This window comes from Pantoea sp. X-Soil-YNGN-785 (assembly GCF_059730585.1).
In genome coordinates, this window is the sequence record NZ_AP035942.1 from 1,119,336 (window position 1) to 1,134,368 (window position 15,033).

The following is a 15,033-nucleotide window of genomic DNA, read 5'->3' on the forward strand; positions in this document are numbered from 1 at the left end:
TTATTCGTCTTCCAGTTGGGGTTGTGGCGAATTTTCCGGAATAGTCACGTGAACCTGGATGATGCGGCGGCTGTCAGCCATCGCCACCTTGAACTGGTAACCCTCAATCTCGATGCTTTCACCGCGTGCGGGCAGATGGCCGAAGCCCTGCATGACCAGACCACCAATGGTGTCGACTTCATCATCACTGAACTGTGTGCCAAATACCTCATTGAAATCTTCAATGGCGGTCAGTGCGCGCACCGTGAAGGTATGACGGTTGAGCTGACGGATATCACGATCTTCTTCATCGTCATACTCATCTTCAATCTCACCTACGATCAGCTCAAGAATGTCTTCGATAGTGACCAGGCCAGAGACACCACCAAACTCATCAATAACAATCGCCATGTGATAACGCTGTGAGCGGAACTCTTTCAGCATCCGGTCGACACGCTTACTTTCAGGCACCACCACCGCAGGACGCAGCACTTTCTCAATGCTGAACGGCTCTGACTCACTGCTCATAAACGGCAGCAGATCTTTCGCCATCAGAATCCCTTCCACATGATCTTTGTCTTCGCTGATCACCGGGAAGCGGGAATGCGCGGAGTCGATAATGACATCCAGACACTCTTCGAGGCTCTGATTACGTTTCAGGGTGATCATTTGCGAACGCGGGATCATGATGTCACGCACGCGCTGCTCCGCAATATCCAGTACCCCTTCGAGCATGTCGCGGGTGTCCTGGTCAATCAGCTCTTTGTTATTCGAGTCGCGGATCAGCTCCAGGAGCTCATCACGGTTTTTTGGTTCACCGTGAAAGAGTTGGTTGATCAACAGGGAGAAAAATCCCTTTTTACTACTGGGTGCATCGCTGTTTTGAGAATGGTCGTCGCTCATGGCGGTTTTTAAAGATCTCTCTGGTGAGGAATAGGTGCTGTCAGCAAACCGTGCTGACAGCCGGATAGCCTGAATTCAGGATTCAGGCGTCTTCTTTCTCCGAAATGTACGGATCAGGATACCCAAGAGCAAGCATTATCTCGGTCTCCAGTCCTTCCATCTCGTCAGCTTCGTCGTCTTCAATATGGTCGTAACCCAGCAGATGGAGCGTACCGTGTACCACCATGTGTGCCCAGTGGGCTTCAACGCTTTTTCCCTGTTCTGCGGCTTCCTGCTCAACCACCTGACGGCAGATGATCAGATCGCCCAGCAGCGGCAGCTCAATGCCCGGCGGCGCTTCAAACGGGAAGGAGAGAACGTTGGTTGGCTTGTCTTTGCCACGATAAGTCAGATTAAGCTCATGACTTTCCACTTCATCAACCAGACGTACTGTGACTTCGCTTTCGGGCTGGAAAGGGGTCACAGCCGCTGAGAGCCAGCGGTGAAACTGGCCTTCATCAGGCAGATCAGCGGTGTTATCACAGGCGACCTGCAGGTCGAGAATCACCTCGCTCATTTGCTCTCCTGCGTGGCGCTCTGTGCTGCCAGCGCTTCACGTTTACGCTCTTCAGCCTGCTGGTCACGGCGGGTCTGATCGGCGGCTTCCCAGGCTTCATAAGCGGTGACAATGCGGGCAACGACCGGATGGCGCACCACATCTTCGCTGTGGAAGAAGTTAAAGCTGATCTCTTCCACGTCTGCCAGCACCTCGATAGCATGACGCAGGCCCGACTTGACGTGACGGGGCAGGTCGATCTGGGTGACGTCGCCGGTTATGACCGCTTTGGAGTTAAAGCCGATGCGCGTCAGGAACATCTTCATCTGCTCGATGGTGGTGTTCTGGCTTTCATCAAGAATGATGAACGCATCGTTCAGGGTTCGACCGCGCATATAGGCCAGCGGGGCAACTTCAATAACGTTGCGCTCCATCAGCTTTTCAACGCGCTCGAAGCCGAGCATTTCAAACAGCGCATCGTAGAGCGGACGCAGATAAGGGTCGACTTTCTGGCTCAGGTCGCCCGGCAGGAAGCCGAGCTTTTCACCCGCTTCGACGGCAGGGCGGGTCAGCATGATGCGGCGAATCTCCTGACGTTCCAGCGCATCCACGGCCGCAGCCACCGCCAGATAGGTTTTACCGGTACCGGCCGGGCCAACACCAAAGGTAATGTCGTGGTCAAGTACATTCGCGATGTACTGGGCCTGATTTGGCGTGCGCGGTTTGATCACACCACGCTTGGTCTTAATGTTGACCGCTTTACCGTACTCTGGCACGCTTTCAGCGGTTTGCTCCAGTACCCGGCTCTCTTTGATCGCCAGGTGAATCTGGTCAGGCTCGATATCCGGGATCTCACCACGCATTGGCGCGGTATCGACATACAGGGTCTTCAGAATATCTGCGGCGGCATTAACGCAAAGTGGACGTCCAACCAGCTTAAAGACGTTGTCGCGACGATTGATCTCAATGCCCAGACGACGCTCAAGCTGTTTCACATTATCGTCGAAAGGCCCGCACAGGCTCATCAGACGACGGTTATCAGCCGGTTCAAGGGCGATTTCACGAGTTTCGATATTCAAACGAATCCTTTGGGTCACTCAGGGCCAGTTATGGGATGTGTCTGACGCACCGTTGGGCTTAACCGGATGCACCATAACGAAATTATTTATGCCGTAACGCCTGGGCGCAAGCTTAAGGAGAGATATTTGGGCGACACTTTCAGAAACCAAGTGTCGCGGCGTGAAATTGGCGGCAACGCAATGCGCGCTGCCGCTCAATATAGCAGGTATCACGGCTGGAACAGACCCACGCCGATTTCGTTTTCTTTGCGGGTACGGGCAATCACGGATGCCGGGCTTTGCGCCATGCGCAGGCCCATCTCTTCTTCAGTACGCACCAGCTTGCCGCGCAGCGAGTTGGTGTAGACATCGACAATTTCAACATCTACAAAGCGGCCAATCATCTCAGGCGTGCCTTCAAAGTTGACCACACGGTTATTTTCGGTGCGGCCAGAGACTTCCATGACGTTCTTGCGGGAGATGCCTTCCACCAGAATACGCTGCACGGTGCCGAGCATGCGGCGACTGATCGCCTGCGCCTGCTGGTTAATGCGGTCCTGCAGGATCCACAGACGCTGCTTTTTCTCCTCTTCGCTGACATCATCCGGCAGGTCAGCGGCGGGTGTGCCGGGACGGGCAGAGTAGATAAAGCTGAAGCTGACGTCGAAATTGATGTCGGCGATGAGCTTCATGGTCTGTTCGAAATCCTGCTGGGTTTCTCCGGGGAAGCCAATGATGAAGTCGGAGCTGATCTCAATGTCCGGGCGCGCCGCGCGCAGCTTGCGGATAATCGCCTTATACTCCAGCGCGGTATGCGCGCGCTTCATTAGTGTCAGAATACGGTCTGCGCCACTCTGAACCGGCAGATGCAGGAAACTCACCAGCTCCGGGGTATCGCGATAGACATCAATGATGTCATCGGTGAACTCAATCGGGTGGCTGGTGGTGAAACGAATGCGGTCGATGCCGTCGATGGCGGCGACCAGGCGCAGCAGCTCAGCGAAGGTACAGATCTCACCATCAAAGGTGGCACCACGGTAAGCGTTAACGTTTTGACCCAGCAGGTTAACTTCACGCACGCCCTGCGCCGCCAGCTGGGCGATCTCCAGCAGAATGTCATCGCTGGGACGGCTCACTTCCTCACCACGGGTGTAAGGCACCACGCAGAAAGTACAATATTTGTTGCAGCCTTCCATAATGGAGACAAAGGCTGTCGGGCCTTCTGCACGCGGTTCCGGCAGGCGGTCAAATTTCTCAATTTCCGGGAAGCTGATGTCGACTACCGGGCTTTTGGTGCCGCGCACGGTGTTGATCATCTCCGGCAGGCGGTGCAGTGTCTGCGGACCAAACACAATATCTACGCAGGGCGCACGCTGACGAATATGATCGCCTTCCTGCGACGCCACACAGCCACCCACGCCAATAATCACATCCGGGTTGCGCTCTTTGAGTTTTCTCCAGCGTCCCAGCAGATGAAACACCTTCTCCTGCGCTTTCTCACGAATGGAGCAGGTGTTAAGCAGCAGAATATCCGCCTCTTCAGGGACCTCGGTCAGCGTATAGCCGTGCGTACTGTTCAGCAGATCAGACATCTTGGATGAATCATACTCATTCATCTGACATCCCCAGGTTTTGATATGCAGTTTTTTTGTCATCGCGCTAGCCATTGATTCAGTGCAGTGAAGTGAGGGGCGCGTATTGTAATGCTTTGATGCTGTGGTGACCAGCCTGAGGGCTTTTCTGCCAGCCATCGGGTTTTCCGGTACACTTTGCTCTATTCAGACCCGCGATGCGCAGGCTGGCGGGAATAAGAGAGGGAGTTAAGCAATGCAGGGTAATCAGTTTGATGTCGTGATTGTCGGCGGTGGCATGGTCGGTGCTGCGCTGGCCTGTGGACTGACACAGCAACATTTTCGCGTAGCGGTGATTGAGCGTGCTGAACCCGCGCCGTTTGATGCCGACAGCGACCCCGATCTGCGAATTTCAGCGATCGGATCCTCCTCGGTTGCGTTGCTGAAGCAGCTCAACGTCTGGCCGCGGGTCGAAGCGATGCGCAGCGCGCCCTATCGCAGACTGGAAACCTGGGAGTGGCAGACGGCGCAGGTGAGTTTTGATGCGGCCTCGCTGGGCCTGCCTGAACTGGGCTTTATGGTTGAGAACAGCGTGCTTCAGCGGGCGTTATGGGAGGAGATGCAGTCGCTGGGCGTGACCTGCTATTGCCCGGCCACGCTGGAAAACCTGCAGCCAGAAAATGGCGGCTGGCGCGTCGACCTTAACGACGGCGTGGCCTTACATACCCGGCTGGTAATTGGTGCAGATGGCGCAAACTCGCAGGTGCGGCAGATGGCCGGTATAGGGATTCATGGCTGGAGCTATGCGCAGTCCTGCCTGCTGATCAGCGTGACCTGCGACCATCCGGCAGGGGACGCGACCTGGCAGCACTTTACGCCACAGGGACCACGTGCCTTCCTGCCGCTGTATGGCAACCGGGCCTCGCTGGTCTGGTATGACGCGCCCGCAAGAGTGCGACAGCTTCAGGCGATGCCAATAGCCCAGCTGGAGAAAGAGATTGCCAGCCACTTCCCGGCGCGGCTGGGACGGTTCAAAGCCCATGCGGCGGGCGGCTTTCCGCTGGTGCGACGTCACGCTTCACGCTATGTCCTGCCGGGGCTGGCGCTGGTCGGCGATGCCGCGCATACCATTAATCCGCTGGCCGGGCAGGGCGTGAATCTGGGGTATCGCGATATTGATGCGTTGATTGATGTGCTGGTTATCGCGCGCGGTGCAGCGGAGGACTGGGCGTCAGAGCGGGTGTTACAACGCTATCACCGTCAGCGTCGCAAAGACAATATGCTGATGCAGGGCGGGATGGATCTCTTTTACTTTGCCTTCAGCAACCAGCTGGCACCGCTGAGGTTTGCGCGAAATCTCGGACTGATTGCCGCTGAACATTCTGGCGTACTGAAGCGGCAGGTATTGCGTTACGCGCTGGGGCTATAGCCGCTTGCGCGTTCAGGCTCGCCGCAGGGCGGGCCAGTAATCAGGATGGTGGAGAAGGGACAAAAACAACAAAGCCCGCAAAAGCGGGCCTGGTTGTGCAATTTGGCTGGGGTGCAGGGATTCGAACCCCGGAATGCTGGTATCAGAAACCAGTGCCTTACCGCTTGGCGACACCCCAATAATGGGTTTTTCAAATTGTCTTTGTATGGCTGGGGTGCAGGGATTCGAACCCCGGAATGCTGGTATCAGAAACCAGTGCCTTACCGCTTGGCGACACCCCAATTATATGGTGGCTACGACGGGAATCGAACCTGTGACCCCAGCATTATGAGTGCTGTGCTCTAACCAGCTGAGCTACGTAGCCAAATTGTACTGCCTTTCAATGATGGCTGGGATACCTGGATTCGAACCAGGGAATGCCGGTATCAAAAACCGGTGCCTTACCGCTTGGCGATATCCCATTCGTCCGTTCTCAGCATACAAGAATCATCGAAATTGGCTGGGATACCTGGATTCGAACCAGGGAATGCCGGTATCAAAAACCGGTGCCTTACCGCTTGGCGATATCCCATCCACGCTGCCGAATAATGAAATGGTGCGGGAGGCGAGACTTGAACTCGCACACCTTGCGGCGCCAGAACCTAAATCTGGTGCGTCTACCAATTTCGCCACTCCCGCAAAAAAAGATGGTGGCTACGACGGGAATCGAACCTGTGACCCCAGCATTATGAGTGCTGTGCTCTAACCAGCTGAGCTACGTAGCCATCTTTTTTTCGCGTTACCTTCATCGGCGTTGCGGGGCGCATTATGCGGAGTTGACCAGACAGCGTCAACAAGTTTTTTACCGTTTTTTGCCAGATAATCGCTGTTTGACTGGCTTATAACCAGCCTGGCGGTTTATTCGGCAATTTTTCAGTGAATACAACGCTAATCGTAAAAAAAATGGGCCATAACCGGCCCATTCTGGTGGCTTTCTGTCGGCTTATTTATAGGCTGACTGATGCACACCCACGGCACGTCCGGAAGGATCGTCCATGTTTTTAAACGCTTCATCCCACTCAATTGCTTTAGCAGACGAACAGGCGACGGATGGACCGCCAGGCACACACTCTGCCGCACTGGCTAACGGGAATAGCTCTTCGAAGATCTCACGATAGAGATAAGCTTCTTTCGAACCCGGCGTGTTGAACGGGAAGCGGAAATGAGCGGTTGCCAGCTGCTGGTCGCTGATTTGCTTCGCGGCCACTTCCTTGAGTGAGTCGATCCAGCTGTAACCCACACCATCAGAGAACTGCTCTTTCTGACGCCACGCTACGCTCTCTGGCAGGTAAGAGGAGAAGCATTCACGCAGAATGTGTTTCTCCATTTTACCGTTGCTGCCACACATTTTGTCGGCAGGGTTGATACGCATTGCCACATCCAGGAATTTTTTATCCAGGAACGGTACGCGGGCTTCAACGCCCCAGGCAGACATCGCTTTGTTAGCGCGGGCGCAGTCAAACATATGCAGCGCCTGCAGTTTACGCACGTTTTCTTCGTGGAACTCTTTTGCGTTTGGCGCTTTATGGAAGTAGAGATAGCCGCCAAACACTTCATCTGCACCTTCGCCAGACAGCACCATCTTAATACCCATCGCTTTGATTTTACGCGACATTAAGTACATCGGCGTAGAGGCGCGAATGGTAGTGACGTCATAGGTTTCAATGTGATAAATCACATCGCGGATGGCATCCAGACCTTCCTGCACGGTGAAATGAATTTCGTGATGCACGGTGCCCAGATGTTCCGCGACAGATTTTGCTGCTTTTAAATCAGGTGAACCTTCCAGTCCGACCGCGAAAGAGTGCAGCTGCGGCCACCATGCATCACTTTTATCCTGATCTTCAACCCGTTTTGCCGCAAAACGCTTGGTCACAGCTGAAATGATAGAGGAGTCCAGACCGCCTGACAGCAGCACGCCATAAGGGACATCTGACATCAGGTGGCTTTTCACGGACTCTTCCAGCGCATGTTTCAGGCCAGCCGCATCTGTGGTGTTGTGTTCAACGTTCTTGTATTCCATCCAGTCACGCTGCCAGTAACGGCGGATTTCACCATCGGTGCTGGAGAGGTAGCTTCCCGGCGGGAACTCTTTGATCGAACGGCAGGCCGGTACCAGCGCTTTCATTTCTGACGCAACAAACAGGTTGCCGTGCTCATCGTTACCCATGTAAAGCGGGATGATGCCGATATGGTCGCGGCCAATCAGATACGATTTCTTAACGCTGTCATAGAGGATAAAGGCGAACATGCCTTCCAGCTCATCAAGGAAGTCGACACCTTTCTCCTGATAGAGCGCCAGAATCACTTCACAGTCAGAACCGGTCTGAAATTCGTAGCGATCGCTGAGTTCAGCGCGCAGTGCCTGATGGTTGTAAATTTCGCCGTTAACGGCCAGTACGTGGGTGTGATCGGCGTTGTACAGTGGCTGTGCACCGTTGTTAACGTCAACAATTGAGAGGCGTTCATGCGCCAGAATAGCCTTGTCATCTGCATATACACCTGACCAGTCCGGTCCGCGATGACGCATTAAACGTGAACATTCCAGCGCTTTTTTGCGCAGCTCAACAGGATCGGTTTTCAGATCCAGCACACCAAAAATTGAACACATAACTGACTCCTGATCTCACCTTACGGCGATGTTATCTTTTGCGTTTGTCCGGCAGCCTGACGCTGCGTGATAGATAAGAAAATGCGCTATTTGGTGCATTCAATGCAAGAGGAATCGTGATTTACTGATAAAAATATTGCTCACATGGCTATAAAATTGAAGAAACGACAATTTAAATGTTGTTTTGTTGTTGGATCGGCAATGAAAAGGCATTTGTGAGTAAAAAACAGGCAGTGAAAGTAGGCGGGAGCATGAAAAAAAGGGGGGACGCATCACAGATTAAACGGATGCGTCATAAGAAAAATGAATCAGAACAGGTCAATATCGGCAACAGAAGGGTAGATCCAGTCCGGACGGAACGGCATGGCATCGATATCGCTCAGCGTCGAGACGCCTGACAGCACCAGTACTGTCTCCAGACCTGCCTGGAAACCGGCGAGAATATCGGTTCGCAGGTTATCACCCACAATGACCGTCTCTTCTGAGTGGGCCTGCATTTTATTCAGCGCTGCGCGCATGATGTAAGGGCTGGGTTTGCCCACCACAAACGGGCTACGTCCTGAGATCTTCTCAATCCCGGCGCAGAGCGCGCCACAGGCGGGTATAAAGCCGCGCGCGTGCGTATCGGGGTTAGTGGCGATAAAGCGCGCGCCGTTAGCGACGAAGAAGGCCGCTTTGTGCATCATGTCCCAGTTGAACGAACGCGTCTCCCCGACAATGACAAAATCGGGATTCACATCCGTAATGGTAAAACCCGCTTTATAGAGCTCATGAATCAGCGCGCCTTCACCAATGACATAGGCCTTTTTACCCTCCTGACGCCGCAGGAAGTCGGCGGTAGCCATGGCAGAGGTATAGAAAACGGATTCAGGAACCTCGACACCAGCCGAAGCAAAGCGGTTAGCCAGATCCTGCTCTGTCTGCGAGGGATAGTTTGTCAGCACCACCAGCGGCATCTCTTTGGCCAGAATGCGCTGTAAAAATTCCTGCGCGCCAGGAACGGCCGTGTTGTCGTGCATCAGCACGCCATCGATATCACAAATTACGCTTTTAATGGTCATAGTCAGATCCGATGTGGCCCGCCACAACAGCGGGTTAGCTTAGAGCCTGTCCCATTAGGCTATTTTATTTGTCATTCTAAACCTGGGCAGTGCTCACAATCCTCACGTACTACGTGTACGCTCCGGTTGTTCCGCGCTGTCCGTGTCCAGACTGCCTGCACCAATTACGCCTACTGGGATAGGCTCTTAGTCTTCCAGAAGATGTTGCAGCAGAATGCCGTTAAGCATGGCACGTTTAGCCAGCGCAAACGCACCAATCGCAGAACGGTGATCCAGGGTAGAACGCACCACCGGCAGATTTTTACGAAAGGCTTCTAATGCCTGGGTGTTGATGCAGCCTTCAATCGCGGGCAGTAGCACTTTTTCTGCTTCCGTAATCTCGCCCGCCAGCACCACTTTTTGTGGATTAAACAGGTTAATCGCGATGGCAATCGCTTTGCCCAGATACCGGCCCACCTGTTCAACCACTTCGCAGGCCAGCGCATCACCCTGATTGGCCGCTTTGCAGATGTGGGACATCTGGCACGCCTCCAGCGTCAGTACACTGGGGTAGCCCTGATTCAGCAGATGCCGCACTCGATTCTCAATGGCGCCGTTAGCGGCAATGGTTTCAAGGCAGCCAAAGTTACCGCAGTGACAGCGCTCGCCAAGCGGGTCAACCTGGATATGGCCGATTTCGCCGACGTTGCCGTTGCTGCCGAGGAAAATATGGCCGTTAGCAATAATGCCGGCACCGGTGCCGCGGTGTAAGCGCACCAGGATTGAGTCAGCACAGTCGCGGCTTGCACCGAAATAGTGCTCGGCCAGCGCCAGACTGCGAATGTCGTGCCCCACAAAGCTGGTGACGTTGAACCGTTTTTTCAGACTGGCGACCAGCGGCCAGTGGCTGACAGAGATGTGCGGCATATAACGGATCACGCCGTTAATCGGATCAACCAGGCCTGGCAGGATGACGGAAATCGCGATCAGCTCGCGTATTTTACGCTGGTGCTGCTCAATGAAGCCGCTGATAGCGTTAAACAGCGCATGTTCCAGTGTCTCCTGGGTGCGTTCCGGCAGCGCATAATCCTCCTGCGCCAGCGATTTACCGCTAAGGTCGAACAGGGTCAGAGTCGCATCGTTGCGGCCGAGGCGAACCCCGATGGTATGAAAGTGGCGGGTTTCAGTGATAATCGAGATAGCGCGGCGACCACCGGTAGACGCCTGCTGGTCTACCTCTTTGATCAGGCCGCGCTCAATCAACTGGCGGGTAATTTTGGTGACGCTGGCGGGGGCGAGCTGGCTGAGTTCGGCAATCTGAATGCGCGATATCGGCCCCTGTTGATCAATCAGCCGGTAAACCGCTGCGCTATTAAGTTGCTTAACAAGATCGACATTTCCTATTTGTGACTGGCCGCCAGTGGTCATTCAGTGCTTACTCGCTCAGGACGTCGTCTCCGTTGACTAACGTCTTAATGATTTTAAAGTCGCGCGTAAACACAGTCAGGTTCGCGATTTTTCCTGCTTCGATCGAGCCCAACTGTTTTTCCACGCCCATCGCCCGTGCCGGGTAGAGTGATGCCATGCGTAACGCTTCGTCCAGTGCGATACCGACATGCTCGACGCTGTTTTGTACTGCTTCTATCATCGTCAGGGCCGAACCACTAAGTGTGCCGTTTTCGTCAACACAGAGGCCGTCACGATAATAGATTGTTTTGCCTGCAAAAATAAACTCGCTGATGTCAGCGCCAGCCGGTGCGGTGGCATCGGTTACCAGCACCAGTTTGTCGCCTTTAATGCGCTTTGCATTGCGCACGTTAGCGTAATGTACATGTAAACCATCCGCAATAATGCCGCAGTATACATCAGGCGAATCAAACAGCGCACCGATAAGCCCGGGTTCACGTCCGGCAAACGCCGGCATAGCATTGTAGAGGTGGGTTGCGAAACTCACGCCAGCAGAAAAACCTGCTTTTGCCTCTTCATAGGTCGCATTCGAGTGACCCGCTGAGACAATGATTCCGGCGTCGGTCAACTGACGAATCACGTCGCTGCCGGCGTTTTCTGGTGCCAGGGTGACTTTGGTGATGACGTCGGCGTTGTCGCAAAGATACTGCACCATCGCCGCATCCGGCAGGCGAATCAGTGCCGGATCGTGGGTGCCTTTTTTCGCCTTACTCAGCCACGGGCCTTCCAGATGCAGACCCAGCGCCTGATGCTCATGCTTCTGCAGGTAAGCGCGCATGGTTTCAATTGCCCGCTTCATCAGCGCGTCGCTGCTGGTGATCAGCGTCGGTAAAAAGCTGGTGCAGCCAGACTTTTCATTGGCGCGCTGCATCGTTTCCAGCGTCTCAATGCTGAGCGCATCAAGGCTGTCATTGAACTGCACGCCACCGCAGCCATTGAGCTGGAGATCGATAAAGCCCGGCGCAATAATCGCACCTGCCATATCCCGCTGCTCAATATCGGCCGACAGCGATTCACGTAGGCAGACGCGCGCAATATGCCCGTCAGCCACCACGACGGCGTGATTATCCAGAATCTCATGGCCGCTGTAGATTCGACCGTTTACTAATGCGTACATCTTTCTTCTCCCGTCCTGGCCTGCTGTCACTCAGCGTAACAGCAGGGCAAGAGACTATTCTGTTACACGCCTTTCATATTTTCCGCTTCCATTTCGCGGAAATATTTCACGGTTTTCACTTTCAGTTCCATGGTGGCTGGCTCATCACAGACCACAACCGATTTCGCATGCAGCTGCAGGCAGCTGATGGTCCACATATGATTCACGTTGCCCTCAACCGCCGCCTGCAGCGCCTGCGCTTTGACATGGCCGGTAACCAGAATCATCACTTCTTCTGCATCCAGCAGCGTGCCGACGCCGACCGTCAGCGCATACTTAGGCACCTGATCCACGTCACCGTTAAAGAAGCGCGAGTTCGCTACGCGGGTATCATGGGTCAGGGTTTTAATACGGGTACGGGAAGCCAGTGAAGACGCCGGTTCGTTAAAGGCGATATGACCGTCGTTGCCGACACCGCCCATAAACAGGTGAATTTTACCCAGTGCGCGAATTTTCTCTTCGTACTGACGACATTCTGCGTCAATATCGGGCGCATTACCATTCAGCAGGTTGATATTTTCCGGTTGTATATCAACGTGATCGAAGAAGTTGCGATACATAAAGCTGTGATAGCTTTCAGGATGCTCTTTTGGCAGACCGACATATTCATCCATATTGAAGGTCACGACATGTTTAAAACTGACCTGGCCCGCTTTGTGCATATCAATCAGGTGTTTGTACGCCTCCAGTGGCGTGCCGCCGGTTGGCAGACCCAGAACAAAAGGTCTGTCCGCCGTCGGGTTAAACGCATTGATGCGGTTAACAATATGTCGGGCGGCCCATTTACCCACCTGGGTTGGCGTCGCTAAAGGAATCAGTCTCATGTTTCACCTCATTTGAAAATAGAAAGGGGATCGCTAAACCGTTGCGTTAGTCATCAGCCTGAGCAGATTGTCTATTCTCGCTACGGGCGGAGCGTAATTCAATATTTCGGATCATAAAATAAGTTTGTGGTGATAGCCAGATGTTGCCGTGTGACATGATGTTTTTTAGTGATAAAAATCACATTTACCAGGGTTTTAATTTGCGAGGCGAATTAATTTATCATTACACTTCGCAGCGTGATATGAAGTGTATTAGCGATCTTTGCAGCTGACATAACAACATTAAGCGGCGCAAAGCGACAAGTCAGGCTCATAGGGGGAAGGGGATATGTTAGGTTATTTACAGAAGGTGGGGCGCGCACTGATGGTGCCGGTAGCAACCCTGCCAGCAGCAGCAATATTAATGGGGGTGGGTTACTGGATCGATCCGGACAGCTGGGGTGCAGGTAATGCGCTCGCTGCGTTGCTGATCAAATCCGGTGCCGCCATCATCGAAAACATGTCAGTGCTGTTTGCGATTGGTGTCGCATATGGCATGTCAAAAGATAAAGATGGTGCCGCTGCCCTGACTGGCTTTGTCGGCTTCCTGGTGGTTACCACGCTCTGCTCACCGGCCGCGGTGGCGATGATACAGAAGATGCCGGTTGACCAGGTGCCTGTGGCGTTTGGCAAAATCAACAACCAGTTTGTCGGTATTCTGGTCGGTATTCTGTCGGCAGAGGTCTATAACCGCTTCAGCCATGTCGAGCTGCCTAAAGCGCTTTCCTTCTTCAGCGGACGCCGGCTGGTGCCGATTCTCGTCTCGTTCCTGATGATCTTCGTCGCTTTCATTCTGATGTATATCTGGCCGGTTATTTTTAATGGCCTGGTGGGCTTTGGTGAGCATATCCAGAAGCTCGGCTCTGCCGGTGCCGGTATCTACGCCTTCTTCAACCGCCTGCTGATTCCTGTCGGTCTGCATCATGCACTGAACTCCGTGTTCTGGTTTGATGTTGCTGGCATTAATGACATTCCTAAATTCCTGGGCGGTGCGCAGTCACTGGCTGATGGATCGGCAACCGTGGGCATCACCGGCCGTTATCAGGCGGGCTTCTTCCCGATTATGATGTTTGGTCTGCCGGGTGCTGCGCTGGCTATCTACCACTGCGCGCGTCCAGAGAATCGTGTCAAAGTCGGTAGTATCATGCTGGCTGCAGCATTTGCTGCTTTCTTTACCGGTATCACCGAACCGCTGGAATTCTCCTTCATGTTCGTGGCACCAGTGCTCTATCTGATCCACGCCGTCCTGACCGGCATCTCGGTCTTCATCGCTGCCAGCATGCACTGGATTGCCGGATTTGGTTTCAGCGCCGGGCTGGTGGATATGGTGCTGTCGACCCGTAACCCGCTGGCAACACACTGGTACATGCTGATTCCGCAGGGCCTGGTCTTCTTCGTTATCTACTACGTGGTGTTCCGCTTCACCATCAAAAAATTCAACCTGATGACGCCGGGCCGTGAGCTGGCTGTTGCCGGTGATGAAAGCGATGGTTATGACGTTAACGTCGATAAAACTGACAATGGTGAAACGGCTACTGAATCGCTGGCGCGCCGTTATATTGGTGCCGTGGGTGGCTCATCTAACTTAACCAGCATCGATGCCTGTATTACCCGCCTGCGTCTTAACGTGAATGATTCGGCTCAGGTCAATGAGGGCGTTGCAAAGCGTCTGGGTGCATCCGGGGTGATCCGTCTTAATAAGCAGAGCGTACAGATCATCGTAGGTACCCAGGCCGAAAGCATTGCCTCGGCGATGAAAAAAGTGCTGACCAAAGGCCCGGTCGCAGCCGCTGCTACCAGCAGTGCGCCAGTGGAGCCTGACGTTAAACCGCAGGCCGTGCTGAACAGTGAGAAGCGTGTTATTGCGACATTGCTGGCACCGGTAACCGGTGACGTCGTGGCGCTGGATGATGTGCCGGATGAAGCCTTTGCCAGCAAAGCGGTAGGCGATGGTCTGGCGATCAAACCCAGCGACAAATGGGTCGTGGCACCGATTGCCGGTACGCTGGTGAAAATCTTCAACACCAATCACGCTTTCTGTCTGGAAACGGACAATGGTGTAGAGATTGTGGTGCACATGGGACTGGATACCGTGGCGCTGGAAGGTAAAGGCTTTACCCGTCTGGTTGAAGAGGGGGCCACGGTGGTCGCCGGTCAGCCTGTGCTGGAAATGGACCTTGAATTCCTGAACGCCAATGCCCGCTCGATGGTGAGTCCGGTGGTTGTCAGCAACAGCGATGATTTCGCCGGTCTGACATTACTGGCCCGCGGTCAGGTGATGGCAGGTGAAACTCCGCTGTATGAAGTGAAAGGCTAATCCCCGCAACAGAACCCCACAGGCAGGAAGCGATTCCTGCCTTTTTTGTTTTAAAGGCTTAACAA

At 53.9% G+C, this 15,033-nt stretch carries 11 protein-coding genes and 7 tRNA genes; 2 read left to right on the forward strand and 16 right to left on the reverse strand.

Annotated features, from left to right (window positions below; genetic code table 11):
* From corC to miaB, 4 genes are all read right to left on the reverse strand, one after another.
* The gene (gene corC, locus AC6I8E_RS05115) at window positions 1-882 is read right to left on the reverse strand and encodes a CNNM family magnesium/cobalt transport protein CorC (protein ID WP_013357111.1); all 882 of its coding nucleotides are present in this window, start codon (window positions 880-882) and stop codon (window positions 1-3) included.
* A gap of 82 nt (window positions 883-964) precedes the next feature.
* The gene (gene ybeY / locus AC6I8E_RS05120; RefSeq protein ID WP_201252141.1) at window positions 965-1,438 is read right to left on the reverse strand and encodes an rRNA maturation RNase YbeY; all 474 of its coding nucleotides are present in this window, start codon (window positions 1,436-1,438) and stop codon (window positions 965-967) included.
* On the reverse strand, window positions 1,435-2,496 hold the full coding sequence (locus AC6I8E_RS05125) for a PhoH family protein (protein ID WP_013357113.1): 1,062 nt from the start codon (window positions 2,494-2,496) through the stop codon (window positions 1,435-1,437). The genes ybeY and AC6I8E_RS05125 overlap by 4 nt, the downstream gene beginning before the upstream one ends.
* A gap of 209 nt (window positions 2,497-2,705) precedes the next feature.
* Window positions 2,706-4,130: a tRNA (N6-isopentenyl adenosine(37)-C2)-methylthiotransferase MiaB gene (gene miaB, locus AC6I8E_RS05130; RefSeq protein ID WP_033731849.1), complete on the reverse strand. Its 1,425-nt coding sequence runs from the start codon at window positions 4,128-4,130 to the stop codon at window positions 2,706-2,708.
* 172 nt (window positions 4,131-4,302) lie between these two features.
* On the opposite strand from miaB, the gene ubiF reads away from it, so the two are divergent.
* Window positions 4,303-5,475, forward strand: a complete 1,173-nt coding sequence (gene ubiF, locus AC6I8E_RS05135; RefSeq protein WP_147788530.1) for a 3-demethoxyubiquinol 3-hydroxylase — start codon at window positions 4,303-4,305, stop codon at window positions 5,473-5,475.
* Window positions 5,476-5,578: 103 nt separating this feature from the next.
* On the opposite strand, the gene AC6I8E_RS05140 is transcribed toward ubiF, so the two are convergent.
* The 12 genes from AC6I8E_RS05140 to nagB all read right to left on the reverse strand — a co-directional run bounded on the left by AC6I8E_RS05140 (window position 5,579) and on the right by nagB (window position 12,612).
* Window positions 5,579-5,653: transfer RNA gene (locus tag AC6I8E_RS05140), tRNA-Gln, on the reverse strand.
* Window positions 5,654-5,681: 28 nt separating this feature from the next.
* Window positions 5,682-5,756: transfer RNA gene (locus tag AC6I8E_RS05145), tRNA-Gln, on the reverse strand.
* 6 nt (window positions 5,757-5,762) lie between these two features.
* Window positions 5,763-5,839 (reverse strand) — tRNA-Met (locus tag AC6I8E_RS05150).
* A 22-nt stretch (window positions 5,840-5,861) separates the two neighbouring features.
* Window positions 5,862-5,936, reverse strand: a tRNA-Gln gene (locus tag AC6I8E_RS05155).
* A 35-nt stretch (window positions 5,937-5,971) separates the two neighbouring features.
* A tRNA-Gln gene (locus tag AC6I8E_RS05160) sits at window positions 5,972-6,046 on the reverse strand.
* A 22-nt stretch (window positions 6,047-6,068) separates the two neighbouring features.
* Window positions 6,069-6,153: transfer RNA gene (locus tag AC6I8E_RS05165), tRNA-Leu, on the reverse strand.
* 9 nt (window positions 6,154-6,162) lie between these two features.
* Window positions 6,163-6,239, reverse strand: a tRNA-Met gene (locus AC6I8E_RS05170).
* A gap of 218 nt (window positions 6,240-6,457) precedes the next feature.
* Window positions 6,458-8,125, reverse strand: coding sequence for an asparagine synthase B (gene asnB / locus AC6I8E_RS05175; protein ID WP_013357116.1), 1,668 nt, complete (start codon window positions 8,123-8,125; stop codon window positions 6,458-6,460).
* Window positions 8,126-8,433: 308 nt separating this feature from the next.
* Window positions 8,434-9,186 carry an HAD-IIA family hydrolase gene (locus AC6I8E_RS05180; RefSeq protein WP_013357117.1) on the reverse strand — a complete coding sequence of 251 codons (753 nt, stop codon included), beginning with the start codon at window positions 9,184-9,186 and terminating at the stop codon, window positions 8,434-8,436.
* 186 nt (window positions 9,187-9,372) lie between these two features.
* Entirely contained in the window at window positions 9,373-10,593 is a 1,221-nt protein-coding gene (gene nagC, locus AC6I8E_RS05185; protein WP_033731851.1) for a DNA-binding transcriptional regulator NagC, read from the reverse strand.
* 7 nt (window positions 10,594-10,600) lie between these two features.
* Complete coding sequence (nagA, locus tag AC6I8E_RS05190; protein ID WP_497824502.1) at window positions 10,601-11,749, reverse strand: N-acetylglucosamine-6-phosphate deacetylase; 1,149 nt, start codon at window positions 11,747-11,749, stop codon at window positions 10,601-10,603.
* A gap of 62 nt (window positions 11,750-11,811) precedes the next feature.
* Entirely contained in the window at window positions 11,812-12,612 is an 801-nt protein-coding gene (nagB, locus tag AC6I8E_RS05195) for a glucosamine-6-phosphate deaminase (protein ID WP_013357120.1), read from the reverse strand.
* A 328-nt stretch (window positions 12,613-12,940) separates the two neighbouring features.
* Here nagB and nagE point away from each other — a divergent pair, with 328 nt between their 5' ends.
* Window positions 12,941-14,968 (forward strand): N-acetylglucosamine-specific PTS transporter subunit IIBC, encoded by a 2,028-nt coding sequence (gene nagE / locus AC6I8E_RS05200; RefSeq protein ID WP_370421891.1) that lies wholly within the window; start codon window positions 12,941-12,943, stop codon window positions 14,966-14,968.
* The last annotated feature ends 65 nt before the right edge of the window (window positions 14,969-15,033 follow it).

Excerpts from the sequence above, each read along its gene's own strand:
- corC (WP_013357111.1), bottom strand. The coding sequence starts at position 882 with ATGAGCGACGACCATTCTCAAAACAGCGATGCACCCAGTAGTAAAAAG.
- ybeY (WP_201252141.1), bottom strand. The coding sequence starts at position 1,438 with ATGAGCGAGGTGATTCTCGACCTGCAGGTCGCCTGTGATAACACCGCT.
- miaB (WP_033731849.1), bottom strand. The coding sequence starts at position 4,130 with ATGACAAAAAAACTGCATATCAAAACCTGGGGATGTCAGATGAATGAG.
- ubiF (WP_147788530.1), top strand. The coding sequence starts at position 4,303 with ATGCAGGGTAATCAGTTTGATGTCGTGATTGTCGGCGGTGGCATGGTC.
- asnB (WP_013357116.1), bottom strand. The coding sequence starts at position 8,125 with ATGTGTTCAATTTTTGGTGTGCTGGATCTGAAAACCGATCCTGTTGAG.
- AC6I8E_RS05180 (WP_013357117.1), bottom strand. The coding sequence starts at position 9,186 with ATGACCATTAAAAGCGTAATTTGTGATATCGATGGCGTGCTGATGCAC.
- nagC (WP_033731851.1), bottom strand. The coding sequence starts at position 10,593 with ATGACCACTGGCGGCCAGTCACAAATAGGAAATGTCGATCTTGTTAAG.
- nagA (WP_497824502.1), bottom strand. The coding sequence starts at position 11,749 with ATGTACGCATTAGTAAACGGTCGAATCTACAGCGGCCATGAGATTCTG.
- nagB (WP_013357120.1), bottom strand. The coding sequence starts at position 12,612 with ATGAGACTGATTCCTTTAGCGACGCCAACCCAGGTGGGTAAATGGGCC.
- nagE (WP_370421891.1), top strand. The coding sequence starts at position 12,941 with ATGTTAGGTTATTTACAGAAGGTGGGGCGCGCACTGATGGTGCCGGTA.